We start from the raw sequence: 24,582 nt of genomic DNA, 5'->3' as shown, positions 1-24,582 counted from the left end.
GATCAGCGCCCGCAGCCGGTGCCGTTGAGTAGATCCACGTCATGCGTGGATGAAGGGACATCGGCGGTGGCAGCCACGCATGGCGTGGCTCTACTGCGTCGATCAGCGCCCGCAGCCGGTGCCGTTGAGTAGATCCACGCCCTGCGTGGATGAAGGGACATCGGCGCTGGCAGCCACGCATGGCGTGGCTCTACTGCGTCGATCAGCGCCCGCAGCCAGTGCCGTTGAGTAGATCCACGCCCTGCGTGGATGAAGGGACATCGGCGCTGGCAGCCACGCGTGGCGTGGCTCTACTGCGTCGATCAGCGCCCGCAGCCGGCGTCGTTGAGTAGATCCACGCCATGCGTGGATACGGGAGCATTGGTGCCGCGTCGGCTCAATACACCGTCGCGCGGCCCTGCACGAACGAGTAGAAGAACACCGCATTCGGGTCGTTCTGCACCAGGCGGAACTCGCGGCGCATGCCTTCCACGGTTTCCTCGTCCACCGAGCCGGCCTGCAGCAGCTGGTCGGCCGCCGACAGCAGCAGCTGCTCCCAGAACGCGATCATGGTCTTGCGACGGGCAGGCTCGCGGTTGTCCAGGTGGATGGTCTTGATCTCGGTATGCACGTCGCGGAAGCCGCCGGCCAGCAGCAGGTTGCCCAGCTTGGCGCCGACGAACGGGTCGCCACCGTGGTCGTACTGGAAGTCGTTGAAGGCCATCCAGTAGCGCCAGATGTGCGGCGAGTACGGGTCAAGCAGGAACGAGGCATTCATCACCTCGGTGATGTAGACCGGTGAACCCGGCGCCAGCACGCGGCGCACTTCACTCAACACGCGTGCCGGTGACGGAACGTGTTCCAGCACCCAGCACAGGAAGGCCGAATCGAAGCTGCGCGCCTCGAACGGCAGTTCGCCGGCATCGGCCTGCTGCAGGGTGTAACGGTCGCTGCACCACGGGGTGCGCGCCAGGTTCTCGCGCGCGGTGGCCAGCTGGGTCTCGCTCAGGTCCACGCCGGTCACGTGCAGCTCGGGGAAGCGGCGCAGCAGGATCTCGGTCTGCGCACCCACGCCGCTGCCGACTTCCAGCAGGCGCCGTGCACCGCTGTAGTCGATCTGGCCGAAGATGCTCGATTCCAGCAGGCGCGCCTGGGTCATCAGGCGCTGCTGTTCGGTGCCGGAAAACCCGTGCAGGTAGGTCGGGGAGGAAATCGGCGGGGTCATGGGGCGGGCTCTCGGAGTTCAATTCGGTCGAGCAGGCTCGACGTTGCGACGCGGCAGGGCGGTCAGGCCGCCGAAGACAGCGCCGGTTCCCCGGCAATCAAGCGGTCGAAGTACTCGGTGGTCAGCGCGATCTGGCTCTGCGGATCCTCCGCGCGGTTGACCACCGCGCGGAAAGCGGCATTCTCCGGCCGGTCCTTGGCATACCAGCCCAGGTGCTTGCGCGCGATGCGCACGCCCTGCGGTTCGCCATAGAAGGCATGCAGTGCGTGCAGGTGGCCAAGCAGGATGTCGCGCACTTCGGCCAGCGACGGTGGCGGCAGTTCCTGCCCGGTGGCCAGGTAATGCGCCACTTCGCGGAAGATCCACGGCCGGCCCTGTGCGGAACGGCCGATCATCACCGCGTCCACGCCGGTTTCCTTCAAAACGTGGGCAGCCTTCTGCGGCGAATCGATATCGCCGTTGGCGATCACCGGAATGCGCAGTGCGGCCTTGATCTCACCGATGGTGGCGTACTCGGCCTGGCCGGTGTAATGCTGGTCGCGGGTGCGGCCGTGCACGGCCAGTGCAGCGATACCGCTGTCCTCGGCGATGCGCGCGATCAGTGGGCCATTGCGGTGGTCACAGTCCCAACCGGTGCGGATCTTCAGCGTGACCGGCACGTCCACCGCGTTGACCACGGCTTCGAGGATGCGCGCCACCAACTGCTCGTCGCGCATCAGCGCCGAGCCGGCCCAGGCGTTGCACACCTTCTTGGCCGGGCAGCCCATGTTGATGTCGATGATCTGCGCGCCGTGGTCGACGTTGTAGCGCGCCGCCTCGGCCAGCTGCTGCGGCTCGGTACCGGCGATCTGCACGCTGATCGGTGCCGGTTCGCCCTCATGGTCCATGCGGTGGATCGACTTGCGCGTGTTCCAGAAGCGCGGGTCGCTGATGGTCATTTCCGAGGCGGCCAGGCCCGCGCCCAGCCGTTTGCACAGCAGGCGGAAGGGCTTGTCGGTGACGCCGGCCATGGGCGCCAGCACGACGTTGGGGGCGATGGTGTACGGGCCGATCTGCATGCGCCCATTGTAGGGCGCGGGCGGCGGTACGGCCGTGTCGGGTACGGTCCGGTTCAGGCCGATCGGCACCGACCTCATGCCGTACCGGCATCAGCAGATGCTTGACGGTTGCTTCCGCTGCCCCCAGGGGCGGGCGATGGTGGCGGCTAACCCAGGCTCTGCCAGGCCTGGCGGGTACCCAGGGCGAAGGCCAGCCCCAGGCCCAGGCAGGCCAGCGAACTGACCACCCAGAAGCGCCGGCCGTTGTACCCCGGCCGGAACAGTGCCAGGCCGAAGCCCGTCGCGGCGCGCAGCAGCAGCAAGGCAGCGATGGCGGGCAGGACCAGGCGGCTGGCCGGCAGCGGCGAATGCCAGCCCGCGGCGGCCAGTGCGTACAGGGTCCAGGCCACCAGCACGGCCGTGATGCCGGCGGTCATCAACGGTGGCCACCAGTGCCCCGCATGCGCGAGCCCGACCACGCGCTGGCCGGCACCGAAGTATCTGTACCACGCGGCGCCGAAGGCGATGCAGCCGATATGCAGCAGCGCCGCAGCGGCACTGCCTGCGGCCGCGACCAGCAACCAGGGGAATCCGTCCATGTCCTGCCCGTGCAAGGAAGCTGCGCGGATCGTGAGCGAGGGGCAGGATGTGGGCAATGTGACAGGCGGTCGCAGGGGCTGGGCAATGGGCAAAAGAAAGGCCCAGGTGCCTGTGCACCCGGGCCTTGTCATCCACGCGTGGCGTGGAATTACTTGGCTTCGGCGTCGGCCGGGGTGAAGCGTGGCATTGCCGCTGCAGCGCCTTCCTTCTCGGTCGAGCGACCGGCGAACTGGTTGGCAAAGCGCACGTGGCGGGCGAACGGGGCGTCGGCCACCTGCGCCAGCGACGCGGCCAGCGCACCGTTGAAGGCATCACCGGCACCGGTGGTGTCGATGGCCTGCACCTGCTCGGCGCCGACGCGGTAGTACGGCTGGGTATCGCCGCGCAGGTTCTCGTCGGCATGCGAGACGAACACGCCCACCGAACCCAGGGTCACCACCACGGTACCGTTGCCGACCAGCTTGCGGCAGAGCGCATGCAGGCTGGCGCCATCCAGCGCGGCGACATCGTTGGCATCCACGCGCTCACCGACATGGCGGCCGAGCAGCGCGGCGAACTCGGTCTCGTTCGGGGTGATCACATCGGCCAGCTTGAGCAGGCCGATGGTCGAGGGCGCGTCGGCCGGTGCGGTGTTGAGCACGGTGGTGACACCGGCCTCGCGGGCCGTGGCCAGCGCCGCTTCAATGGTCTGCACCGGCGATTCCAGCTGCACCAGCACCACCTTGGCGCTGGTGAGCAATGCCTGCTGCTGTTGCAGGAAGTCGGTGCTGAGCGCGGCGTTGGCGCCCGGGCCGATCACGATGGTGTTGCGGCCACGCGCGTCCACGTAGATGCCCGCAGTGCCGGTTGGCTCGCTGCTGGCTTCGGCAATCAGGCCGAAGCCATCCTGCGCGGCCAGTTCGCGTGCGGTGGCGCCGCCGGCGTCATCGCCCAGCGCGCACACGAAGTGCGTCTCGGCGCCGGCGCGGCAGGCGGCCACGGCCTGGTTGAAGCCCTTGCCTCCCGGGCCGGTGCTGTAGCGGCCGGCAATGGTCGCACCCGGTGCCGGCAGCGACTCGCACCGCCACACGTGATCGACATTGAAGGAACCGACGACAACGACACTGCTGCTCATAGGAAATCTTTTCTCAACCAGGGGTTCAACTGAAGTGCGTCAGCACGCCGGCGATGGTCGCCGTCATGAAGGTGGCAATGGTACCGCCCAACACCGCGCGCAGGCCGAACTTGGCCAGATCGTGGCGACGTTCCGGCGCCAGGCCGCCGATGCCGCCGATCTGGATCGCGATCGAGCTGAAGTTGGCAAAGCCGCACAGCGCGTAGGTGGCGATCAGGCGGCCTTCGTCGGACAGGCTCACGCCCGCCACCTGGCCGTTCACGATCTGCGACAGCTCGGTGTAGGCCACGAACTCGTTGATCACGACCTTCTGGCCGATCAGCGAACCGACGGTGGTGGCATCAGCCCACGGGGTACCGATCACCCAGGCAATCGGGGCCAGCACGTAACCGAAGATGGTCGACAGGTTGGTCGGCTTGCCGATGGCAGCGGCCAGGCCGGTCACTTCGCCGAACCAGGTGAGCGGTGCATTCAGCAGCGCGATCAGGGCGATGAAGGCCAGCAGCATCGCGCCGATGTTCAGCGCCAGCTTCAGGCCGTCACCGGCACCGGCAGCGGCCGCGTCGATGATGTTGCTGGAGGTCTTCTCCACTTCCATCTTCACCGTGCCGCGGGTCAGCGGGGTGCCGGTTTCCGGAATCAGCAGCTTGGCCACGACCAGGGTGGCCGGTGCGGCCATGATGCTCGCCGCCAGCAGGTGCTTGGCGTAGAAGGCCTGCTGCACCGGGTCGCCACCGCCGAGCATGCCCACGTAGGCCGCCAGCACGCCGCCGGCGATGTGCGCCATGCCGCCGATCATCATGGTCAGCAGCTCGGACTGGGTCATCCTGGCGATGTACGGGCGCACGGTCAGCGGCGCCTCGGTCTGGCCGATGAAGACGCTGGCGCAGACGCTGGTGGTTTCCGCGCCGGACACGCGCATCACCTTGGTGATCGACCAGGCCATCACGCGCACGATCGCCTGCATGACGTTGAGGTGGTACATGACCCCCATCAGCGCCGAGAAGAAGATGATGGTCGGCAGCACCTGGAAGGCGAAGATGAAGCCGTAGTTCTTGGTGTCCATCAACGAGCCGAAGATGAAGCCCGAACCCTCGTTGACGAAGCTCAGGACCTTGACGAAGCCCTTGCCCAGCGCATCGAACACGTCGCGCCCGCCCGGCACCAGGATCACCAGCGCCGCGAAGGCGATCTGCAGGGTGATACCGGTGGCAACCAGCTTCCAGTCAACCGCACGCTTGTTGTTGGAAAACAGCCAGGTGATGCCGATCAGCACCGCCAACCCGAACAGGCCGAAGCCGATCCTGCCCAAACCTTCGACCATGTGAGTGACTCCCCTGGGGCGTCGCGAAAAACGGGAAGCCTAGTGCAGGGCAGGGGCCGGGGCAAGAAAAAGCAGCGTGCGCGCGCCCATCGGTACCGATCAGGCCAGCAACGGCAAGGGCTTGCGGCCGGCGGCGGCAGGTAGAATGGGGCTCGATCCCGGCCCGGATGCGGGCCCGCAGCAGGAGATTCGCATGCTATACCGTCGCCTGGGCTCCACCGGCCTGCCGATTTCCGCCCTGTCCTTCGGCGCCTGGGTGACCTTCGGTGACCAGATCCCGCGCGACGAGGCCCGCAACCTGGTGGCTGCCGCCTGGGACCACGGCGTCAACTTCTTCGACAACGCCGAGGGCTATGCCAACGGCCGCGCCGAACAGGTGATGGGCGATGTGATCGCCGACCTGCGCCTGCCGCGCGATGGCATCTGCGTCTCCAGCAAGGTGTTCTTCGGCAGCGCCAAGGACCCACGGCCGACCCAGCGCGGCCTGTCGCGCAAGCATGTGACCGACGCCTGCCATGCCGCGCTCAAGCGCCTGCGGGTGGACTACCTGGACCTTTATTACTGCCATCGCCCGGATCCGGACGCGCCGATCGCCGAGACCGTGCATGCCATGGATACCCTGGTGCGGCAGGGCAAGATCCTCTACTGGGGGACCTCGGAGTGGTCGGCGGTGCAGATCCAGCAGGCGCTGGACATTGCCGAAGCACGCAACCTGCAGGGCCCGTCGATGGAGCAGCCGCAGTACAACCTGCTGCACCGCGAACGCGTCGAGGTCGAGTATGCGCCGCTGTATGCCGGTGCCGGCCTGGGCACCACCATCTTCTCGCCGCTGGCCTCGGGCCTGCTGACCGGCAAGTACCACCAGCGCATTCCGGCCGATGCGCGGCTGGGCCGCGAGGGCATGGAATGGCTGCAGGCGCTGGTGCTGGGTGACGACTCCGAGGCCCGCCTGGCCCAGGTGCGCCGCTTCAGCGAAGCGGCGCGTGAGCTGGGCCACGCCCCGGCCACGCTGGCGATTGCTTGGTGCCTGCGCAACCCGAACGTCTCCAGCGTGATTCTCGGCGCCAGCCGGGTCAGCCAGCTGCTGCAGAATCTGCAGGCGCTGGAGGTGCTGGAGCAGGTCGATGCGGCTGGCTGGGCGCAGGTCGAGGCCGCCTTCGCCTGACAGCCCTTTGCGGAGTCGAGCCATGCTGGACTTCAGATTGACCAGGTCTTTGTAGAGTCGAGCCATGCTCGACTCCGCGCGCAGCGCGTGCGTTTCCAGGCGACGGTGCCAGGAGCAGTCGAGCATGGCTCGACTCTACAAAAGCGCTGTGCCCGTCTTTTGATTGATGGTGGCTATCGAATTTTCGAATTCGATCATTAATCCCATCAATCAAATTGAGAATGGTTGTTGATTGTCAACTGAGAATCATTATCATTTGACTTGTCCCTCGCACGAGTCCAGATGCTCATGAATGCTCAACCTGTACTGCTGCGCCCCGAAACGCTGACCCTCCGCGATCGTCCGGTCCGTGTCGTTCCGCCGGAAGAGGTCATCGACAGCGAAGCCCTGCTCAAGGGCCGTCGTGAAATCCTGATCCAGCACGGCGACCGCTTCTACCGCCTGCGGCACACCAGCAACGACAAGCTGATCCTGACCAAGTAATCGCGGCCTGGTCGCCCGCCTCCCTCCCTCCTGCCGGCAGCGCCGGCAGGGTGGGCGACCCGTCCGCGCCTGCTCTCTCCCCCTCGGTCTACCGCGTGCACCTCCCGGGTGTGCCGGTAACCGGGGGTTCCCCTGCCTGACCGAACGAACCCGATGACCCGCCCTACCGCCCTTTGCCTCGCCGTCTGGATGGCCCTGCCGCTGTCCGCCCATGCTGCTGCCGCGGCCACCGCCGCGCCTGATGCGCGCGACTTCGACCGCGTGCAGGTCACCGCCACCCGCACCGAGCGGGCAGTGAGTGACGTGGCGGCCACCGTGGATGTCATCGACCGCGAGCAGATGGACCGGCACCTGGTGCAGGACATCAAGGATCTGCTGCGCTACGAGCCGGGCCTGTCGGTCAGCCGCAGCGCCGCGCGCTTCGGCCTTGGCAGCATCCGCATCCGTGGCCTGGACGGCAACCGCGTGCGCGTGCAGACCGATGGCATCGCCATGCCCACCAGCTTCAACATCGGCTCGTTCTCCAACGCCAACCGCAACTTCACCGATCTGGACACGCTCAAGCGCGTGGAGATCGTGCGCGGCCCGGCCAGCTCGCTGTACGGTTCCGACGCGCTCGGGGGTGTGGTGGCCTTCGTCACCAAGGATCCGGCCGATTACCTGAAGGATGGCAAGGACAGCTACGTCGGCCTGAAGTTCGGCTACGACGGTGAGTGGAAGGGCCTGCTCGGCGGCGTGACCAGCGCGTTCGGCGGCGAACACTGGAGCGGCATGGTCAACATCAACCATCGCCAGGGCCAGGAAACCGGTAACAAGGGCGATGTTCGCAGCCTCGACAACACTCGTACCGCGCCCAACCCGCAGGACCGCGACGGTCGCAGTGGCCTGGCCAAGCTGGTCTATGCACCGAGCGAGGACCAGCGCTTCCGCCTGACCGTGGAAGGCAACGAAGACAACACCGATACCAACGTGCTGTCCTCGATCGACCGCACCACCACCACCGGCATGAAGGCGCGCGACACGCAGAACCGCACCCGCGTGTCGTTCGCCCATGAAATGGATGCGCTGGACAAGGGCTTCGCCGACAACCTGCATTGGCAGCTGTATACCCAGCACAGCGAGACCAACCAGATCACCGACGAAGACCGCGCCAACCGCAGCCGCCGCCACCGCGAGTTCAACTTCGACCAGCGCGTGTACGGCCTGCAGGCACAATTCAACAAGGCGTTCAGCACCGGCAGTGTCGAACACGCGCTGACCTACGGCTTCGAAGGTGCGCGTACCGAGATCCGCCAGAAGCGCGACGGCTATCAGGTTCTGGCCAATGGCCAGACCAGCACCACCATCCTGCCCGACGCCTTCCCGGTACGCGATTTCCCGATCAGCAAGACCACCGAGCTGGGCCTGTACGCGCAGGACGAAATGCGCATGGCCGGCGGCAAGCTGTCGCTGGTGCCGGGCGTGCGCGTGGATCGCTACGAGCTGAAGCCGGAAGTGGACAGCATCTTCGCCGACGACAATCCCGGCGTTGCGGTGGCCAGGCTGACCAAGACCAGCGTCTCGCCGAAGCTGGGCGTGGTCTATCGCTTCACCGACGAATGGTCGCTGTTCGCCGGCTACTCGCATGGTTTCCGCTCGCCGCCGTACAACGACGTCAACCTGGGCTTCACCAACTTCGCCTTCGGTTACACCGCCATCCCCAATCCGGACCTGAAGCCGGAAACCAGTGATGGCATGGAGCTGGGCCTGCGCTTCCTGTCACCGGCCGCCTACGTCAGCGTCAGCGGCTACTACAACGAGTACAAGGATTTCATCGAGTCGCAGTCGCTGGTCGGCACCAACGCCCAGGGCCTGATGGTGTTCCAGTCGCGCAACATCGCCGATGCGCGCATCTACGGTGCCGAACTGAAGGCTGGCGTTGACTTCGGCCAGATCAACCCGGCGCTGCAGGGCTGGGCGCTGCGCAGCTCGGTGGCCTGGTCGCGCGGCGACAACAAGACCGAGGACACTCCGCTGGATTCGGTCGACCCGCTGCGCGGCACCGTCGGCCTGATGTACGACACCGACGCCTGGGGCGTCGAACTGGCCGGTACCTTCGTCAAGCGCAAGGACCGCGTCACTGCAGCGACGGTGTACCGCCCGGCCGGCTACGGCGTGGCCGACCTGATGGCGCACTGGAACTTCGCCCCGGGCGCGACCTTCAACGTCGGCGTGTTCAACCTGGGCGACAAGCGCTACATCGATTGGTCCAACGTGGGTTCGACGCTGTCTGCGACCAGCCGCGTGCTGGATCGCTACACCAGCCCGGGCCGCACCCTTTCCGCCAGCCTTGCCGTTTCCTGGTGACCTCATGAGCCGCGCCTTGTCCGCACGCAGGAATGACGCTATCGCCGTGCAGGGCAGCGCGGCCTGGCCGACCCCGGCACAGCTGGCCACGCTCGGCACCGTGTTGTGCCTGTACCACGCCGACGGCAACGAGCTGGGTGGCTGGCGCCAGGCGGTGCGCGTGCACGCCTGCCAGGGCGTGGACAGCGAGGGCATACGCGAAAGCCTGTGTTTCCTTGATACCCGCGGCCGCTGCGTGTGGCGCCTGTACCTGCTGCCCGACAGCGATTTCCTGGCCTGGGACCGGCTGGTCGCGGCGCTGCCGCCGGGCCCGGAGCACGACAGAGATGGCAGTGTCGGCGAACGCCTGTGGCGGCGCCTGGCCGGCCATCTTGGTGGCCAGCGCTGGCGCCTGTGCACGCTGCGCCTGCATGCCGCGGACGAGGGCCGCACGCTGGCAGCCAGCCTGTCGACCCTGTCCTCGCTGGGCGCGGCCACCGCGCGTCGCATCGCTCGGTTGGAAGGTGCCGAAGGCGAGCTGGCGATCGACGATTGCTGCTGCGCCGACGCCGCGCGCCGGCCGACACCCCGTATTCCCGGCGACCTGCCGCTGATCCGCCTGTGATCCTTTCCTGATGGAACGCCCGCCGGCCCTGGAAGGCCTCTCAACGAACCTGCAACCCCGAAGGAAGACCCGATGAAGTTCCAGACAGCCAGCGTCATGCTGTTGCTCGCTGCCAGCGGCGTGGCCAGCGCGCAGCCCTCCGACATCGCCCGCGACCACGACAGCATCCTCGCCATGCAGGGCGAGTACACCGTCGACTTCGCGTTCGACGAGACCGTGCTGCTCAAGCCCGGCTACGAGCGTGCGCCGGCGATGCGCAGCGGCGGCAGCGAAGTGGTCATCGTGGTCGAGGACACCCCGCAGCGCATCGTGCTGCAGCACCTGTTGCTCGATGAGAAGAGCGGCCACATCACCAAGCACTGGCGCCAGGACTGGGTCTACGAAGCGCCCAGCCGTTTCGAGTTCAGCGCCGACCAGACCTGGCAGGTACGCCGCATACCCGCAGCGGTGAACCAGGGCGCCTGGACCCAGTGCGTGTATGAAGTGAGCGATGCACCGCGCTACTGTGGCACCGGCAAATGGACGTACACCAACAATGTGCCGAGCTGGACCAGCGACCTGAGCTGGCGCCCGCTGCCGCGTCGTGAATACACAAAGCGCAGCGACTACAACGCGCTGGCCGTGGTCAACCGCCACACGCTCACGCCCAATGGCTGGACCCACGAGCAGTTCAACACCAAGGTGCAGCGCAACGCCGACGGCAGCCAGGTGGAGATCGCCCGCGAGTTCGGCTTCAACGACTACGTCAAGACAACCGAGGTCGACTTCACCCCGGCCCGCGCCTACTGGAAGGCCACCGCCGGCTACTGGGCCAAAGTGCGCCAGCGCTGGGACGGCTTCCTCGGCCAGGCCCCGGGCGTGCACCTGAAGACCAAGCTCGATGGCATGGCGATGATCATCCCGCTGTTCACCCAGGCCGAAGAGATCCAGTCCGGCAAACAGGTGAAGGACGCGCAGATCGACGAGGTCTTCGCCAAGTACGTGGAAAAGGCGCCGAACTGAGGCCACGTGTGGAGTCGAGCTGTGCTCGACTCCACAACCGCATCCACTCACGGCGTGGCTCTGTCGGGCCGTCCATGTGCTCTTGGTAGGTGCCGAGCTTGCTCGGCACGCTTTCGGTGGTGATGCGATTCGGTGTCTGCGCGCGTCGCCGAACGGATTGGTGCCTTGTGCGCATAAACATGACGCATTTCGCTGGATTTTGTCCGAGTCCGCTTTCCGGCTTCTGCGCATGGGGTAGGGTGGCCGCCCACGCAGTCATTGAACGTCGTCGCAGATGAAGCTTTCCGCCTTGTGCAGTCAAATGTTGTCCGGCGAAGCCTGCGATGATATCGACAGCTTCTTTCTCGAAATCGATGACTTCGAGGAAGCCGCACTTGTTTCGCGAACCCAGCGGATAGACGGGCTGCTCGCGCGTCTTGGGCCTCGATGGACATCGGCTTATCTGTTCAGTCTCTGCATGCATGTTCTGGCGACCGTTCGTATTGCCGGCAGCGCACGCGATCCAGCCGGAGCGAAGATGTTTCTGGCATTGAGCTTCACGGATTTCGAGCTGTATGCGGAAGAGGGCGTGCTGCTCCCCAACGTTTTCTACTATCCAGGTTCGGAGGGGGTCGCATTTGGAGCCCGGCGCTGGCACGAAAGTGGCAGCAACACCTCGACGGAAATCGACGCCGTGCGCTCCGTTGTCGAAGATGCTGGCCTGCTCGCGGGTTTTCGCTTCTGCGAAAGCCGCACTGATGGCCCTCCCGGTTACGAAGTTGTTCGTGTCTTTGCGATTCCAATGCATGGAAATGAGGCTTGCTGATGGTCGTTCCAGAACGCCAGATGTTCGATACCTATCTGTCTGATCCGCAGGTCTACGATCGTCTTGAACAGCATATCCACGACCACTTCATGACGGGAATCAACGCGGCAAGCCTGCGCATTGAAGACTTCCGCAGCCCGCACTACAACACGTTCTTCGTCGATGGCACTAAGGATCGCGGTGCCAACCCGATCTTCTCCGCCAAGCACCTGCCCAGCGGCAACATCATCCGGGTCGTCATTTTCGACAGCCCGCCTGAATACAGCGAAGTCCGTAAGCGGGTAGGGGATAATGAGGAGAAGGACGAGCTCTGCCTGTTCATAACGCTTCTGGGCGTGCAGCGCGCGATGAGCGCGACCGTGGCCTGGGCGCAGCAACAGGCGTCCGTCATCCCGGCCACTCGTCAGTAGACCCACGCCATGTGTGGATGCGCTTAGGTGGGGCGCGCAGCGTACAGCCGGCCCCACCCGCAGCGTGTCACGGTCGCCTCAGGCCTCGCGCAACGCCAATGCCGGCGGCGTATGCAGGATCGCCCGCGTGCCCCACCAGCCCGCCAGCAGGCTCAAGCCGATGCCGACTACGCCGCCAATCAGCAGCCCCGGCCACGGCGGCAGCAATGGCAGCTCGAACACCTTCTGCGAGACCGCCACGCCGATCGCAGCGGCCGCCCCCACCGCCAGCATCGCCGCCAGCGTGCCCAGCGCGCCGAACTCCACCAGTACCGCGCCACGCAACTGGCGCCGGGTCGCACCTAGCGTGCGTAGTACCGCGCTGTCGTAGCGGCGCTCGCCGGCGGTGGCCTGCAGCGCGGCCAGCAGCACCAGCACGCCGGCCAGTAGGCTGAACACCATCACCAGCTGCACCGCCTGCGCCACGCGCTCCATCACATCGCGCACCTGCGAAATCACCGCATCCACGTCCAGCAGCGACAGGTTCGGCTGCGCGCGCACCAGTTCGCCCAGGCCCGCCGCCTTGCCGGCCGGCAGATGGAAGGCCGACAGCAGGTTGTGCGGGGTTTCGCCCACCGCATTCGGGTTCAGCAACACGAAGAAGTTCGGCCGGAAGGTGTTCCAGTCCGCCTTGCGCACGCTGGTGACGGTGAACTCGCGTTCCTGCTCGCCCACTGCAATGGTGATGCGGTCGCCCGGGTACAGGCCGTAACGCTTGGCCCAGCCGATCTCCACTGATGCCTCCGGCGCCGTGCTGTCGTTCTTCCAGAAGGTGCCGTTGACCAGCGTGTTGGCGGGGGGGAAGGTGCTGCGCCAGCTGAAGTTCAACGGCCGGTTCTCGTCGTCGTCATCGCGCTGACCTTCGCCTTGTGCCGCTTGTCCGTCCTGACCGGGCTCGCGGTCCACGCGCTGCGGTGGCTTGCCATTGATCGCGATCAGGCGGCCGGTGGCCATCGGTTCGATGCTGGCGTCACCGGCGCCCAGTCCACGCAGCGTGGTCAGCACGCTGTCGCGCTGTTCGGGCTGGATGTTGATCAGGAAGTAGTTGGGCGTGTCCGCCGGCAGGCGCTCGCGCCATTGCTGCAGCAGGCCGGGGCCGGTCACGGCCAGCAACAGCAGCGCGCACAGCGACAGCGACAGCCCGACCAGCTGCATTACCGCCAGCATCCGGCGCCGGGTCAGCGCGGCCAGGCCCAGCCGCCAGTGGCCATGCAGGCGGTGCTGCAGGCCGCGCAGCAGCTGCAGCAGCACGAAGCCGACCGCACCGGCCGCCAGCGCCAGCGCGGCCAGGCCGCCGAGCACCCACAGCGCCAGTTTCACATCGCCGGTGACCTGCACCGCCAGCAGCAGGCTGGCCGCCAGCGCCGCCACATAGGCCAGCAACGACGCCGGCGGCAGGGCGGCGAAGGAACGGTTGAGCACGCGCATCGGCGGTACCCCGCGCAGGCGCAGCAGCGGCGGCAGGCCGAAGCCGAACAGCAGCAACAGGCCAATGCCCGCGCCGGTCAGTGCCGGCATCGCTTCCGGCAGCGGCAGGCGCTGCGGCACCAGGCTGCCCAGTACCTGCACCAGGCCTTCCTGCGCGGCCATGCCCAGGCCGATGCCGAGCGCACAGGCCGGCACCGCCAGCATCAGCAGCTGCAGTGCCAGGCCAAGCAGGATGTCGCGCTGGCGCGCACCCAGGCAGCGCAGGATCGCCACCTGGTCGATGCGGCGCAGCGCGAAGCGGTTGGCCGCCAATGCGGTGGCCACGCCCGCCAGCAGCACCGCCAGCAGCGCGCTCAGGCCGAGGAAGCGCCCGGCCAGATCGAAGGCCTGGCGCACGCCGCGCTGGGTGTCATCCACGCTCAGCAGGCGCAGGCCCTTCACCTGTGGCAGCAGCCACTCACGCAGGGACGCGACCAGCCCGGGCGGTCCTGCAAACATCAGCCGGTAGTTGATGCGGCTGCCGGGGCCAAGCAGTCCCGTGCCTTCCACATCGGCGCGGTTGACCAGCAGGGTGGGGGACAGCGTCAGCAGGTCGCCACCGGTGTCCGGCTCGGCCTCGATGATGCCGGCGATGCGCAGCGTGCCGGCGCCGAACTCGAGATCATCGCCGGCCTTCAGCCCGAGCCCCTGCAGCAGGCGTGGGTCGGCATAGGCCTGGCCCTTGGGCGGCATGCCGGCATCGGTGATCAACGTACCGCCGGGCGTGGCCCGTACCCGCAGCGTGCCGCGCAGTGGATAGCCCGCCTGCACCGCCTTGATGCTCGCCATCTGGCTGGCCTCGCCATGGAACAGCACGCTGCCGAAGCTGGCGATGCGGGTGTAGGCCAGTCCACGCCGTTGTGCCTCGTCGGCGAATGCCTGCGGCGGGTCATCACGCCCGGCGATGCCGAGATCGCCACCGAGCATTTCCGCCGCGCTGCCGGTCAGCGCCAGGTTGACCCGGTTCACCAGCGTGCCCACCGCGGTCATCACCGCCACGCCCAGCACCAGTGCGGCGAACACGGTGAGCAGGTCGCCGGCCAGCGCCTCGCGACGCAGCGCGCGCCACGCGTGCCGCAGCAGGTTCATGCCTGGGCTCCGCGCTCAACCGGCAGCAGGCGGCCGTCGTCGATACGATGGATGTACTGGCAACGCTGCGCCAGGCGCATGTCGTGGGTGACCAGTACCAGGGTAGTGCCGCTGCCGGCGTTGAGTTCGAACAGCAGATCGCTGACGTGCTGGCCGGTGGCATGGTCCAGCGATCCCGTCGGTTCGTCGGCGAACAGGATGCGCGGCCGGGTGACGAAGGCACGCGCCAGTGCCACGCGCTGCTGCTCGCCACCGGACAGCTGGCGCGGGTAGTGGCGGGCGCGATGGGAGAGGCCGACCTGCGCCAGCACTTCATCGACCCGCGTGCGATCCTCGCGCCCGGCGAGTTCCAGTGGCAACGCGACGTTCTCGGCGGCGGTCAGCGCCGGCAGCAGGTGGAAGCTCTGGAACACGAAGCCAACCTCGCGCGCGCGCAGCTGGGCCCGCGCTTCTTCATCGAGGTCGCCCAGGTCCTGGCCCGACAGCGCAATGCGGCCCCGACTGGGCAGGTCCAGCCCGGCCAGCAGGCCGAGCAGGGTGGTCTTGCCCGAACCGGAGGCGCCGACGATGGCCGCGCTGGTGCCTTCATGGACGGTCAGGGTGATGTTGTCCAGTATGTGGACTTCACCCTCCGGGCCCTGCACGGATTTGCCGACCTGGTCGACGGCGATGGCGACGGGCGCGCTGCGGGGGGACAGGCTGTCGATGAGGAGACTCCAATGCGCAAGACGGGATGGAGCCGGCGAGCCGGCGCGATGATGGTGCTGCTGCTAGGGTTCCTGCTGTTGCCGGGGCTGGCCTGTGCCAAAGGTCCGGCTGGCACCGTACTGGTGCTCGGCGACAGCCTCAGTGCCGCCCACAATATCCCTGCCGACGCCGGCTGGGTCAGCTTGCTGCAACAGCGGGTCAGGCAGCAGTCGAAAACCCCGGCGCGCATCGTCAACGCCAGCATGAGCGGGGAAACCACCGCCGGCGCGCTGACCCGCCTGCCGGGCCTGCTGGCCAGGGAGAAGCCGACCGTGGTGGTGATCGCGCTGGGCGGCAATGACGCGCTGCGCGGGCTGACCCCGGCGCAGGTGCAGGGCAACCTGGAAAAAATGGTGCAGGCCAGCCAGAAGGCCGGTGCCAAGGTGCTGCTGCTGGGCATCGACGTGCCGCCCAACTACGGACCGGCCTACCGCCAGCGCCTGGCCGCGGCCTACAAGGCGCTGGCCACGCAGTACAAGGTGCCGCTGCTGCCGTTCCTGCTGGAGGGCGTGGCCCTGCAGCCGGGCATGATGCAGGGCGACGGCCTGCACCCCACGGCGCAGGCGCAGCCGAAGGTGCTGGACAACGTCTGGCCGCTGCTCAGGCCGCTGCTCTGAACCGTTTGTGTACCTCTTGACGGAACTTCACATCGCGTCCACCGTCGATCCGGCATGTTTCACAAAGCTGAAGTTAGAGGGAATCACATGCGTCAGACGAAGGAGACCTCCGGCTTGGTGCTGGTGGTCGAAGACAACCGCAACATCTCCGAGATGATCGGGGAATACCTGGAAGGTCGCGGCTTCGAAGTCGACTATGCACAGGACGGCCTGGATGGCTACCGCCTCGCGGCGGAGAACAGCTATGACGTCGTGGTGCTCGATCTCATGTTGCCGCGCCTGGATGGCATCGAAGTGTGCCGTCGCCTGCGCAACGATGCGCGCAAGTCCACGCCGGTGCTGATGCTCACGGCACGCGACACGCTGGACGACAAGCTCACCGGCCTCGGGTTCGGTGCCGATGACTACCTGACCAAGCCGTTCGCGATCCAGGAGCTGGAAGCCCGCCTGCGCGCGCTGATCCGTCGCGAACGCCGCCAGGTCGGTTCGGAGGTGCTGAAGGTCGCCGACCTGGTGCTCGATCCGGTCAGCATGCGGGCTACCCGTGCCGGTACCGAGCTGCAGCTGTCGCCGATCGGCCTGCGCCTGCTGACCATCCTGATGCGCGAATCGCCGCGCGTGGTCACCCGCCAGGAGATCGAACGCGAGATCTGGGGCAATGGCCTGCCGGATTCGGACACCCTGCGCAGCCATCTGTACAACCTGCGCAAGATCATCGACAAGCCGTTCGACCGTCCGCTGCTGCACACCGTGCAGAGCGCCGGCTATCGCATTGCCGATATTGCCCAGCCGATGGCCTGATCGGGGCCCGGCCTGTGCAGCATCAGGCCCGGCCGGGCAACGACCCCGCACCGGGCACGGATGACCGGCCGGCGCTGCCGCCGGTCAGCGTCCGTGCACGACTACGGCGCAGCGCGCTGCCTATAATCGCAGCGCTCTGACCGGGACCCCGCAATGCCGCACGGCCTGCCGCGCAAGATCCGTATCGCCTTCATCCTGCAGGCAGTCCTGGCCAGCCTGGGCATCCTGCTCGGTGCCTGGCTGGTCTCGCTGGTGATCAAGCACAGTCTGGTCGGCGCCGCCCTGCGCGAGGAAGCGGCCTATTACTGGACGCTGCACGAGGCGTCGCCGGTGCAGCCGCCGCCCAACACCCACAACATCCGCGGCTACCTGCTGGAAAGCGGGCAGTCGGCACTGTCATTGCCGGCCAACCTGCGCACCCTGGAGCCTGGCTTCCACGAGCTGCCCCAGGACGACCAGCTGGTGCTGGTCGACGTGCGCCCTGCCGGTCGCCTGTACCTGGTGTTCCTGCGCTCGCGCGCGGAGATGCTGGCGTTCTGGTTCGGCATCGTGCCGGTGCTGCTGACCCTGTTGGCGGTGTATGGCGCCAGCTGGGTCACCTACCGTGCCTCGAAGCGACTGGTGTCGCCGGTGAACTGGCTGGCGCGGCGCGTCTCGCGCTGGGACCCGGGCCACCCCGAAGCGGCCGATCTGGAGCCGAACAAGCTGCCGGCGGACATGCAGGGCGAGACCCGCCAGCTGGCGGCCGCACTGCATTCGCTGGCCAACCGGGTCAGCGCGCACGTGGCGCGCGAGCGCAACTTCACCCGTGATGCCAGCCATGAGCTGCGCACGCCGTTGACCGTCATCCGCGTGGCCAGCGACATGGCCCTTGGCGATGAAACCCTGCAGCCGCGCCTGCGCCGCAGCCTGCAGCGCATCCAGCGTGCAGGCCGTGACATGGAGGCGGTGATCGATGCGTTCCTGATCCTGGCCCGCGAGGCCGATGTCGAACCGCAGATCGAGCTGTTCGACGTCAACGACATCGTCCGCTACGAGGTGGACAACGCCAACGAGCTGCTGGGCAACCGGCCCGTATCGGTGCACCTGCACGGCGAAGGCCCGGTACAGCTGCACGCACCGCCGCGGGTGCTGCAGGTGGTGGTCAGCAACCTGGTGCGCAATGCCTGCAGCTACACCGACGAAGGGCGTATCGACGTGCACGTGCTCAATGACCGGGTGGTGGTGCGCGATACCGGCATCGGCATGTCCGCCGAGGCGCTGTCGCGCGCGTTTGAACCGTTCTACCGCGCCGAGCCGAGCCGTCCGCAGGGCACCGGCCTGGGCCTGTCGATCGTGCGCCGGCTGTGCGACCGCTTCGGCTGGAAGGTCAGCCTGGCCAGCGAGCCGGGCAAGGGCACCGAGGCCACGGTGATCTTCCGGTAGAGGGATTTTGCCGGGCTGCGCCCGGCACCCGCCGAGGCAACATCAACATCAGAAGCGGGCATTCCGTGGAATGGCGGGGCGGTGTGGGTTTGCAGGACACGCCGTAAACCCGTCCATGGGGGCTCGATGGCGCCATCCATGGCGCCAACGGTCCTGCAAACCCACACCGCCCCGCCTTCGACAGTTTCCCGCGATCCGCAGTAGATCCACGCCATGCGTGGATGGGGTTGCTCAGTTGCAGTTGACCTTCGGCGCCAGCGCCCTGGTCCAGATCGCATAGCCGGCCGGGGTCATGTGCAGCATGTCCTCGCGGAACAGCGTCGCATCCGGCTGGCCGTTGGCGCCGAGCATCGGCGTGTAGATGTCGGTGAAACCGGTGTTGGGCAGCTTGGCCAGCGCGGCCTTGATCAGCGTGTTGGCCTCGTTGATCGCCGGCAGCAGGTGCGCGCGCGACGGGCTCGGCTTGATCGACAGGTACTCCACCTTGGTCTTCGGCAGGTCGCGGTGCACGCGCTGCACGAAGGCAACCACGTCGTCGCGCACCTGCACGGCGCTGCGGCCACTGTTAAGGTCGTTGTCGCCCGCGTAGAAGAACACTTTGCATGGCGCATACGGCACCACGATGCGGTCGGCGTACCAGGTGCTGTCGCGCACTTCCGAGCCGCCGAAGCCGCGGTTGAACACTGGCTGGCCAGGGAAGTCGGTGGCCAGGCTCTCCCAGAAGCGGATCGAGGAGCTGCCGATGAACTCGATACCACCGCGCGGCGGCGGGGTGGACTGGTCGGCGCTGGCGAAGCGGGCCATGTCGCCGGCCCAGGCCACGTTGGAGACCTGTTCTGGCACCCGGGGCGACTCGGCCGGGCTCAGCGCCTGGGCCAGCGGTGCGGCAGTCAGCAGGCCCAGCATCAACAGGCAGGTACGGCGACGGGACATCAGGCGCTCCAGCAGGCAAGGGGCATCCATCATAGGAGCATGCCCGGGCCGTTGCTTGCCCCTGGCAGGCCGTTCAGCGGGCCGGCGCGGGCTGCGGTTGGCGGCCTTGTGGCAAAATGGCCGCCATCTGCCTATTCCTGTGCACCCATGATTCCCTGCCGTGCGTCTGAGCGGTCGCTGCGCCGCGCCCCCGTTGCTGGATGTTCCACCCGTGGCTGATCAGTTCGGCCACCTGCCGCGCGGCCCGCGCCGCATCTTCCAGGCCGCCCGCTGGTCCTGGCAGGGCCTGCGCGCTGCCTGGCTGCACGAGTCCTCGTTCCGGCTTGAGGTCTACCTGCTGATCCTGCTGACGCCGATTGCGATCTGGCTGGGCCAGACGCCGGTCGAACGCGCGCTGCTGATCGGCTCGATGCTGCTGGTGCTGGCGATGGAGCTGGCCAACTCGGCCATCGAAGCGGTGATCGAACGCTACGGCAGTGAGATTCACGAGCTGGCCGGCCGCGCCAAGGACATGGGCTCGGCGGCGGTGTTCGTGCTGATGATGAACGTGTTGCTGTGCTGGGCGCTGGTCGTGGTTCCGCACGCGCTGGCCGGCAACTACGGCTGAAACCCCATTCCCCCACTGCCTTGAAGAGTTTCCATGTCCTTTGAGTTCCTCGCCGACCCCAATGCCTGGGTGACCCTGTTCACGCTCAGCGCGCTGGAAATCGTGCTCGGCATCGACAACCTGGTGTTCATTTCCATTGCTGTCAGCAAGCTGCCGGAAGAGCGCCGCCCGTTCGCCCGCAAGCTCGGCATCGCGGTGGCCTGCATTACCCGCATCGGCCTGCTGGTATCGCTGGCCTACCTGGCGCACATGGCGGCAAACCTGTTCACCGTGGCCGGCATGGGCATCTCCATCCGCGACCTGGTGCTGATCGTTGGCGGCCTGTTCCTGATCATCAAGGGCTGCATGGAGATCAAGGAACTGATCAGCGGTGGCGAGGATGAAGATCCCAGCACCACCAAGGCCTCGGCCGTGTTCGGCTACGTGATCGCGCAGATCGCGGTGATCGACATCGTGTTTTCGCTGGACTCGGTGATCACCGCCGTCGGCATCGCCGACCACATTCCGGTGATGGTCGCCGCGATCCTGCTGTCGGTGATGGTGATGCTGCTGGCCGCCAACCCGCTGGGCCGCTTCATCGATGCCAACCCGACCGTGAAGATGCTGGCGCTCGCCTTCATCCTGATGATCGGCGCGGTGCTGATCCTGGACGGCCTGGACGTGCACGTGCCCAAGCCCTACATCTACGCCGCGATGGGCTTCTCGGTGCTGGTGGAGTGGCTGAACCTGCTGATGCGCCGCCGCGCCCGCGAGCACAACGTGCCGGGCGCCGGCAACTGGTAAGCGCGCCACTGGCGTGTGAGTCCCTCAGAACCCCCGGCATTCCGGGGGTTCTGCGTTGTGGGGGCGAGGTCGGTTCTGCAACGGCATTGTGGTTTTTGCACTTGTGGCTGCGTTCCGGCTTCCACTTGTGAACCAGGATCAACAGTGTTTTCCCGGGGCGAGGCTTAATCCGGCGCAGCAAAGCGCGCAGGCTACGCACTCCCGATTCCCGCCCCCAGGACCCCCCCCCATGAATTCCAGAGCCGCCTTGCTGGCGCTTGCCGTTGGCGCCTTCGCCATCGGAACCACCGAGTTTGCCCCGATGGGCCTGTTGCCGGTCATCGCCGACGGCGTCGGCGTTGGCATCCCCACTGCGGGCATGCTGATCACCGCCTATGCCGTGGGCGTGATGCTGGGCGCGCCGGTGATGACCCTGCTGATGGGGCGTTTTGGCAAGCGCACCGCGCTGATGCTGCTGATGTCGATCTTCGTCGCCGGCAATCTGTTGTCTGCGCTGGCGCCGAACTACGGGATGCTGCTGCTGTCGCGCCTGGTCACCAGCCTCAACCACGGTGCCTTCTTCGGCATCGGTGCGGTGGTCGCTGCGAGCCTGGTGCCGAAGGAAAAGCAGGCCGCTGCCGTGGCCACCATGTTCATGGGCCTGACCATCGCCAACATCGGCGGCGTGCCGTTGGCGACCTGGGTGGGGCAGCAGCTGGGCTGGCGCCTGTCCTTCGCCGGTACCGCAGTGCTGGGCCTGGTTGCGATCACTGCGCTGGGTTTCGCGCTGCCGGCATCTGCACCGGGGCCGCGCCCGGACGTGCGCCGCGAACTGAAGGCGATCCTGCAGCCGCAGGTGCTGCTGGCGATGGCCACCACCGTGCTTGGTGCGGGTGCGATGTTCACCCTCTATACCTACGTCGCACCGGTGCTGACCGAATTGACCGGCGCCTCCAATGCCTTCATCGCAATGTCGCTGGCCCTGATCGGCATCGGCTTCACCTTCGGCAACGGCATCGGTGGACGCATGGCTGACTGGTCGCTCGATGGCGCCACACGGATCCTGCTGGCCGTCCTGGCGGTGCTGATGTTCGTGCTGCCGCTGGCCTTCATGAGCCACGCCACCGCGGCGCTGGGTGTACTGCTGTTCGGTGCGGCGACCTTCGCCCTCGTGCCGCCGCTGCAGATCCGGGTGATGCAGGTGGCCAGCGAGGCGCCGGGCCTGGCGTCGTCGATCAACGTGGGTGCATTCAACCTGGGCAATGCGGTAGGTGCTGCGCTGGGGGGGGCGGTGATCAGCTCGGGACTGGGCTACGCCGCGATTCCGGTGGCCGGTGGCCTGCTGGCCGCGTCGGGCCTGCTGCTGGCATGGCTGGGGCGTCCGCGCACTGCGGTGGCTGAAGCCTGCTGAGGGTGAGGGGTTCCGGCAGGGCTGCGCCCTGCACCCGCAGAGGCAACGTCAAAAGCTGGGCTACTGAGGGATGGCGGGGCGGGTCCGGTGGCGGGGGACGCCGTAAACCCTTCCCTGGGGGCTTGGCCGCGGCATCCATGCCGCGGACATCCCCGCCACCGGACCCACCCCGCCTTCGACAGTCTTCCGCGATCTGTCGGAACGCGTTCTGCGCTGCTGTTGGTAGGTGTCGATCTTGGTCGACACGGTAGATCCACGCCATGCGTGGATGGCAGACACCAGGAATGTCTGAAGGGTCGGCTTTTGCCTTTGATTTTTCTTTTGATCTTCCCGCGGTGCGCAGAAAACTGTCCATGGCCGGGAGGGTGGGTCGGCTGGGGGCGTGAGCCGCATGGATGCGGCGACCGAGCTTACATGGACGTACTTGCAGCGGCCCCCAGCCGACCCACCCTCCCGGCCCATCCCCGAGCTGGCTGGACCACACCGCGGAGGGGGCGGCGCCCGATGGCCGGTCTTTCACCCGAACCATGGCATGCTCGGCGCCAAGCCCACCCGGAACCTCCGCCATGCGCCTGTTCACCCGTGTCCTGCCCCTGATGCTGCTGGCCTCCCTGTTGTCCGGCTGCGGTTACAACGCCATCCAGCAGAAGGATGAGGCGGTCAAGGCCAGCTGGTCCGAAGTGCTCAACCAGTACAAGCGCCGCGCCGACCTGGTGCCCAACCTGGTGCAGACCGTCAAAGGTTTCGCCAGCCAGGAAGAGCGCGTGCTGACCGAAGTCACCAACGCCCGCTCGCGTGTCGGCCAGATCAACGTCAACGCCGATGACGAAGCCTCGCTCAAGCAGTTCCAGCAGGCCCAGGGTGAACTCGGCAGCGCGCTGTCGCGGCTGCTGGTGGTGACCGAGAACTATCCGGTGCTGAAGTCCGACCAGAACTTCCGCGACCTGCAGGCCCAGCTGGAAGGCACCGAGAACCGCATCACCGTTGCCCGCGGCCGCTACATCCAGCAGGTGCAGGACTACAACACCTACATCCGCTCGTTCCCGCAGGTGATCACCGCCAAGATCTTCGGCTACAAGACCAAGCCGAACTTCACCGTTGACAACGAAGCGCAGATCTCCAACGCACCGGCGGTGGATTTCGGCAACGCGCCGCAGCAGCAGCCGGCACCGCAGCCGGGCCACTGACCGATGCGCCTGGCCACTGCGCTGCTGGCCCTGCTGCTGTGGCTGCCGCTGGCGGCGCAGGCCCAGCAGTTGGCGCCGATTCCGGCGCTGGATTCGCCGGTGGTCGACACCACCGGCACGCTGGAGGCTGCGCAGAAGCAGGCACTGGTGCAGCAGGCGCTGGACCTGCAACAGCGCAAGGGCAGCCAGCTGCAGGTGCTGGTGGTACCCACCACCCAGCCGGAGGACATCGCGCAGTACACCACGCGGGTCTTCGATCAGTGGCAGATCGGCCGCAAGGGCGTCGATGACGGCGTGCTGCTGGTGGTGGCCAAGGACGACCGGCGCGTGCGGATCGAGCCGGGTTACGGCCTGGAAGGCGCGATTCCCGATGCCATCGCCAACCGGGTCATCCAGGAATACCTGGTGCCGCGTTTCCGCGCCGGCGACTACGCCGGGGGCATCACCGATGCCACCGCCGTGCTGGTCAAGCTGATCGATGGCGAAACGCTGCCGGCACCGGTCAGTGGCCATCGTGGGCGCGAGCCGGGTGGCGGCGGCGATGCCTGGTTTCTGGCGCTGTTCATCGGTGTGTTCGCCGGCAGCATCCTGCGCGGCGTGTTCGCGCGCGTGCCGCGCCCGCTGCGTGGCCTGCTCGGCGGCGCTGGCGCAGCCGTGGCGGCGTTCCTGTTCACCTCCACCCTGCTGGCCAGTGGCCTGGCCGGCGTGGTTGGCCTGATCGTGGCGATGCTGTCCGGCCATCCGGGGCGCTTTGCCGGCGGTGGTGGCTGGGGCGGTGGCAGCTGGGGCGGGGGAGGCGGCTTCGGCGGTGGTGGTGGATTCGGCGGCGGAGGCGGCTGGGGCGGCGGCGGTGGCCGTTCCGGTGGCGGTGGCGCTTCGGGAGGCTGGTGATGATCCAACGTCTGTTCCGCCATGTATGTTCGCCGTCGGTACGGCGCGCGTTCCCGCCAGCCACGCTGCAGGCGATCACCGAGGCCATCGCTTCCGGTGAGCAGCGCCACGGCGGTCAGGTGATGTTCGCGGTGGAGGCCGATCTGCCGCTGGCCGCGTTGTGGCACAAGGTCACCCCGAGGCAGGCCGCCGAGCATGCCTTCGCACGCCTGCGCACCTGGGACACCGCCCACAACAACGGCGTGCTGATCTACCTGCTGCTGGCCGACCATGCCATCGAGATCGTCGCCGACCGCGGCCTGCATGGCCGGGTCAGCCCGGCGCAGTGGCAGCGGGTCTGCACCCATCTGCGCGAGGGCCTGCGTGGTTCCAACCCGGTGGAAGCGCTGCAGGATGCCATCGACGAGGTCTCCAGCCTGATCGAAGGGCACTTTCCGGCCTCGACCCGGTCGAACGATGACGCGTTGCCGAACTCGCCCCAGCTCCTTGGTTGAGCCGGGGCGGCACTGGCC

At 67.2% G+C, this 24,582-nt stretch carries 24 protein-coding genes; 16 read left to right on the top strand and 8 right to left on the bottom strand.

Going from position 1 to position 24,582, the window contains the following annotated elements; translation table 11 throughout:
- Positions 1-376: 376 nt before the first annotated feature.
- From AC5P7S_RS13455 to AC5P7S_RS13435, 5 genes are all read right to left on the bottom strand, one after another.
- Positions 377-1,204, bottom strand: coding sequence for a class I SAM-dependent methyltransferase (locus tag AC5P7S_RS13455; protein ID WP_005415318.1), 828 nt, complete (start codon positions 1,202-1,204; stop codon positions 377-379).
- Between the two features lie 62 nt (positions 1,205-1,266).
- Positions 1,267-2,262 carry a tRNA dihydrouridine synthase DusB gene (gene dusB / locus AC5P7S_RS13450; protein ID WP_095379339.1) on the bottom strand — a complete coding sequence of 332 codons (996 nt, stop codon included), beginning with the start codon at positions 2,260-2,262 and terminating at the stop codon, positions 1,267-1,269.
- A gap of 146 nt (positions 2,263-2,408) precedes the next feature.
- A complete protein-coding gene (locus tag AC5P7S_RS13445; RefSeq protein WP_095379330.1) occupies positions 2,409-2,840 on the bottom strand; it encodes a hypothetical protein in 432 nt (143 codons plus the stop codon).
- A gap of 149 nt (positions 2,841-2,989) precedes the next feature.
- Complete coding sequence (locus AC5P7S_RS13440) at positions 2,990-3,955, bottom strand: ribokinase (RefSeq protein WP_005415321.1); 966 nt, start codon at positions 3,953-3,955, stop codon at positions 2,990-2,992.
- A 25-nt stretch (positions 3,956-3,980) separates the two neighbouring features.
- The gene (locus tag AC5P7S_RS13435; protein ID WP_095379333.1) at positions 3,981-5,279 is read right to left on the bottom strand and encodes a NupC/NupG family nucleoside CNT transporter; all 1,299 of its coding nucleotides are present in this window, start codon (positions 5,277-5,279) and stop codon (positions 3,981-3,983) included.
- A gap of 193 nt (positions 5,280-5,472) precedes the next feature.
- Here AC5P7S_RS13435 and AC5P7S_RS13430 point away from each other — a divergent pair, with 193 nt between their 5' ends.
- The 7 genes from AC5P7S_RS13430 to AC5P7S_RS13400 all read left to right on the top strand — a co-directional run bounded on the left by AC5P7S_RS13430 (position 5,473) and on the right by AC5P7S_RS13400 (position 12,094).
- Positions 5,473-6,444, top strand: coding sequence for an aldo/keto reductase (locus AC5P7S_RS13430; protein ID WP_095379341.1), 972 nt, complete (start codon positions 5,473-5,475; stop codon positions 6,442-6,444).
- A 288-nt stretch (positions 6,445-6,732) separates the two neighbouring features.
- Positions 6,733-6,927, top strand: coding sequence for a hemin uptake protein HemP (gene hemP, locus AC5P7S_RS13425; RefSeq protein WP_005412278.1), 195 nt, complete (start codon positions 6,733-6,735; stop codon positions 6,925-6,927).
- 153 nt (positions 6,928-7,080) lie between these two features.
- Entirely contained in the window at positions 7,081-9,273 is a 2,193-nt protein-coding gene (locus tag AC5P7S_RS13420; protein WP_277948695.1) for a TonB-dependent hemoglobin/transferrin/lactoferrin family receptor, read from the top strand.
- Between the two features lie 4 nt (positions 9,274-9,277).
- Positions 9,278-9,877, top strand: a complete 600-nt coding sequence (locus AC5P7S_RS13415; protein WP_065178741.1) for a ChuX/HutX family heme-like substrate-binding protein — start codon at positions 9,278-9,280, stop codon at positions 9,875-9,877.
- Positions 9,878-9,949: 72 nt separating this feature from the next.
- Positions 9,950-10,879 carry a DUF6607 family protein gene (locus tag AC5P7S_RS13410; RefSeq protein WP_005415326.1) on the top strand — a complete coding sequence of 310 codons (930 nt, stop codon included), beginning with the start codon at positions 9,950-9,952 and terminating at the stop codon, positions 10,877-10,879.
- Positions 10,880-11,153: 274 nt separating this feature from the next.
- Complete coding sequence (locus tag AC5P7S_RS13405; protein ID WP_021203454.1) at positions 11,154-11,684, top strand: hypothetical protein; 531 nt, start codon at positions 11,154-11,156, stop codon at positions 11,682-11,684.
- Positions 11,678-12,094 carry a hypothetical protein gene (locus AC5P7S_RS13400; RefSeq protein ID WP_141239400.1) on the top strand — a complete coding sequence of 139 codons (417 nt, stop codon included), beginning with the start codon at positions 11,678-11,680 and terminating at the stop codon, positions 12,092-12,094. Before AC5P7S_RS13405 ends, AC5P7S_RS13400 begins: the two co-directional genes overlap by 7 nt.
- 78 nt (positions 12,095-12,172) lie before the next feature.
- On the opposite strand, the gene AC5P7S_RS13395 is transcribed toward AC5P7S_RS13400, so the two are convergent.
- Positions 12,173-14,689, bottom strand: a complete 2,517-nt coding sequence (locus AC5P7S_RS13395) for an ABC transporter permease (RefSeq protein WP_095379335.1) — start codon at positions 14,687-14,689, stop codon at positions 12,173-12,175.
- Positions 14,686-15,333 (bottom strand): ABC transporter ATP-binding protein, encoded by a 648-nt coding sequence (locus tag AC5P7S_RS13390; protein ID WP_005415330.1) that lies wholly within the window; start codon positions 15,331-15,333, stop codon positions 14,686-14,688. Before AC5P7S_RS13390 ends, AC5P7S_RS13395 begins: the two co-directional genes overlap by 4 nt.
- 75 nt (positions 15,334-15,408) lie before the next feature.
- Between AC5P7S_RS13390 and AC5P7S_RS13385 the strand changes: the two genes are divergently transcribed.
- The 3 genes from AC5P7S_RS13385 to AC5P7S_RS13375 all read left to right on the top strand — a co-directional run bounded on the left by AC5P7S_RS13385 (position 15,409) and on the right by AC5P7S_RS13375 (position 18,279).
- Positions 15,409-16,053 (top strand): arylesterase, encoded by a 645-nt coding sequence (locus AC5P7S_RS13385; RefSeq protein WP_053500077.1) that lies wholly within the window; start codon positions 15,409-15,411, stop codon positions 16,051-16,053.
- Between the two features lie 87 nt (positions 16,054-16,140).
- Entirely contained in the window at positions 16,141-16,854 is a 714-nt protein-coding gene (locus tag AC5P7S_RS13380) for a response regulator transcription factor (RefSeq protein ID WP_002811889.1), read from the top strand.
- 153 nt (positions 16,855-17,007) lie between these two features.
- The gene (locus AC5P7S_RS13375) at positions 17,008-18,279 is read left to right on the top strand and encodes a sensor histidine kinase (RefSeq protein WP_005415333.1); all 1,272 of its coding nucleotides are present in this window, start codon (positions 17,008-17,010) and stop codon (positions 18,277-18,279) included.
- A 231-nt stretch (positions 18,280-18,510) separates the two neighbouring features.
- On the opposite strand, the gene AC5P7S_RS13370 is transcribed toward AC5P7S_RS13375, so the two are convergent.
- Complete coding sequence (locus AC5P7S_RS13370) at positions 18,511-19,212, bottom strand: SGNH/GDSL hydrolase family protein (RefSeq protein ID WP_032953953.1); 702 nt, start codon at positions 19,210-19,212, stop codon at positions 18,511-18,513.
- A 211-nt stretch (positions 19,213-19,423) separates the two neighbouring features.
- Here AC5P7S_RS13370 and AC5P7S_RS13365 point away from each other — a divergent pair, with 211 nt between their 5' ends.
- From AC5P7S_RS13365 to AC5P7S_RS13340, 6 genes are all read left to right on the top strand, one after another.
- Positions 19,424-19,819: a diacylglycerol kinase gene (locus AC5P7S_RS13365; protein WP_005415335.1), complete on the top strand. Its 396-nt coding sequence runs from the start codon at positions 19,424-19,426 to the stop codon at positions 19,817-19,819.
- A gap of 33 nt (positions 19,820-19,852) precedes the next feature.
- Positions 19,853-20,602, top strand: coding sequence for a TerC family protein (locus AC5P7S_RS13360; RefSeq protein WP_005415336.1), 750 nt, complete (start codon positions 19,853-19,855; stop codon positions 20,600-20,602).
- Positions 20,603-20,831: 229 nt separating this feature from the next.
- Positions 20,832-21,992: an MFS transporter gene (locus tag AC5P7S_RS13355; RefSeq protein ID WP_005415337.1), complete on the top strand. Its 1,161-nt coding sequence runs from the start codon at positions 20,832-20,834 to the stop codon at positions 21,990-21,992.
- A gap of 566 nt (positions 21,993-22,558) precedes the next feature.
- A complete protein-coding gene (locus AC5P7S_RS13350) occupies positions 22,559-23,179 on the top strand; it encodes a LemA family protein (protein ID WP_005415338.1) in 621 nt (206 codons plus the stop codon).
- Positions 23,180-23,182: 3 nt separating this feature from the next.
- On the top strand, positions 23,183-24,070 hold the full coding sequence (locus AC5P7S_RS13345) for a TPM domain-containing protein (protein ID WP_005415339.1): 888 nt from the start codon (positions 23,183-23,185) through the stop codon (positions 24,068-24,070).
- Positions 24,070-24,564, top strand: coding sequence for a TPM domain-containing protein (locus tag AC5P7S_RS13340; RefSeq protein WP_095379361.1), 495 nt, complete (start codon positions 24,070-24,072; stop codon positions 24,562-24,564). The genes AC5P7S_RS13345 and AC5P7S_RS13340 overlap by 1 nt, the downstream gene beginning before the upstream one ends.
- Positions 24,565-24,582 lie beyond the last annotated feature (18 nt).

This window comes from Stenotrophomonas sp. YJH_SMC_32, from assembly GCF_059369975.1.
The sequence above is the reverse complement of the archived record's forward strand: the minus strand, read 5'-3'. Positions and strand labels throughout refer to the sequence as shown.

Excerpts from the sequence above, each read along its gene's own strand:
- AC5P7S_RS13455 (WP_005415318.1), bottom strand. The coding sequence starts at position 1,204 with ATGACCCCGCCGATTTCCTCCCCGACCTACCTGCACGGGTTTTCCGGC.
- dusB (WP_095379339.1), bottom strand. The coding sequence starts at position 2,262 with ATGCAGATCGGCCCGTACACCATCGCCCCCAACGTCGTGCTGGCGCCC.
- AC5P7S_RS13445 (WP_095379330.1), bottom strand. The coding sequence starts at position 2,840 with ATGGACGGATTCCCCTGGTTGCTGGTCGCGGCCGCAGGCAGTGCCGCT.
- AC5P7S_RS13440 (WP_005415321.1), bottom strand. The coding sequence starts at position 3,955 with ATGAGCAGCAGTGTCGTTGTCGTCGGTTCCTTCAATGTCGATCACGTG.
- AC5P7S_RS13435 (WP_095379333.1), bottom strand. The coding sequence starts at position 5,279 with ATGGTCGAAGGTTTGGGCAGGATCGGCTTCGGCCTGTTCGGGTTGGCG.
- AC5P7S_RS13430 (WP_095379341.1), top strand. The coding sequence starts at position 5,473 with ATGCTATACCGTCGCCTGGGCTCCACCGGCCTGCCGATTTCCGCCCTG.
- hemP (WP_005412278.1), top strand. The coding sequence starts at position 6,733 with ATGAATGCTCAACCTGTACTGCTGCGCCCCGAAACGCTGACCCTCCGC.
- AC5P7S_RS13420 (WP_277948695.1), top strand. The coding sequence starts at position 7,081 with ATGACCCGCCCTACCGCCCTTTGCCTCGCCGTCTGGATGGCCCTGCCG.
- AC5P7S_RS13415 (WP_065178741.1), top strand. The coding sequence starts at position 9,278 with ATGAGCCGCGCCTTGTCCGCACGCAGGAATGACGCTATCGCCGTGCAG.
- AC5P7S_RS13410 (WP_005415326.1), top strand. The coding sequence starts at position 9,950 with ATGAAGTTCCAGACAGCCAGCGTCATGCTGTTGCTCGCTGCCAGCGGC.
- AC5P7S_RS13405 (WP_021203454.1), top strand. The coding sequence starts at position 11,154 with ATGAAGCTTTCCGCCTTGTGCAGTCAAATGTTGTCCGGCGAAGCCTGC.
- AC5P7S_RS13395 (WP_095379335.1), bottom strand. The coding sequence starts at position 14,689 with ATGAACCTGCTGCGGCACGCGTGGCGCGCGCTGCGTCGCGAGGCGCTG.
- AC5P7S_RS13385 (WP_053500077.1), top strand. The coding sequence starts at position 15,409 with ATGCGCAAGACGGGATGGAGCCGGCGAGCCGGCGCGATGATGGTGCTG.
- AC5P7S_RS13380 (WP_002811889.1), top strand. The coding sequence starts at position 16,141 with ATGCGTCAGACGAAGGAGACCTCCGGCTTGGTGCTGGTGGTCGAAGAC.
- AC5P7S_RS13375 (WP_005415333.1), top strand. The coding sequence starts at position 17,008 with ATGCCGCACGGCCTGCCGCGCAAGATCCGTATCGCCTTCATCCTGCAG.
- AC5P7S_RS13370 (WP_032953953.1), bottom strand. The coding sequence starts at position 19,212 with ATGTCCCGTCGCCGTACCTGCCTGTTGATGCTGGGCCTGCTGACTGCC.
- AC5P7S_RS13360 (WP_005415336.1), top strand. The coding sequence starts at position 19,853 with ATGTCCTTTGAGTTCCTCGCCGACCCCAATGCCTGGGTGACCCTGTTC.
- AC5P7S_RS13355 (WP_005415337.1), top strand. The coding sequence starts at position 20,832 with ATGAATTCCAGAGCCGCCTTGCTGGCGCTTGCCGTTGGCGCCTTCGCC.
- AC5P7S_RS13350 (WP_005415338.1), top strand. The coding sequence starts at position 22,559 with ATGCGCCTGTTCACCCGTGTCCTGCCCCTGATGCTGCTGGCCTCCCTG.
- AC5P7S_RS13345 (WP_005415339.1), top strand. The coding sequence starts at position 23,183 with ATGCGCCTGGCCACTGCGCTGCTGGCCCTGCTGCTGTGGCTGCCGCTG.
- AC5P7S_RS13340 (WP_095379361.1), top strand. The coding sequence starts at position 24,070 with ATGATCCAACGTCTGTTCCGCCATGTATGTTCGCCGTCGGTACGGCGC.